The following is a 276-nucleotide window of genomic DNA, read 5'->3' on the forward strand; positions in this document are numbered from 1 at the left end:
CCTGATAGGCGACGCCGATATCGGGCGCACCATCGATGACCTGTCCGCGTGTAGACGCGCCGTGAACTTTCTTTCGCAGGATGGCGGTCATTGCATTTCCTTCGATACCGGTGCCGCGGGGAATTAAGCAGAGGGCATGTGGCGGATGTTTGAATATTTGGACATTCAGCTTGTAAACCGCCCATCCTTCAAAAACGACAGGGTCTGGTTCCACATCGTCTTGTTGACGGGTAGCAAAGTGTGGTTTGCCGGGACGACGATATGCGCCGCCGCGCC

The 276-nt window shown here is 56.2% G+C and carries 1 pseudogene; it reads right to left on the reverse strand.

Annotation, left to right across the window (positions count from 1 at the left end):
* Positions 1-165: 165 nt before the first annotated feature.
* Positions 166-276 (reverse strand): annotated as a pseudogene (locus AF337_RS45385) (lipase); the annotation flags it as partial.

This window comes from Rhizobium ecuadorense, assembly GCF_001187535.1.
GTDB classification, from domain to species: Bacteria; Pseudomonadota; Alphaproteobacteria; order Rhizobiales; family Rhizobiaceae; genus Rhizobium; species Rhizobium ecuadorense.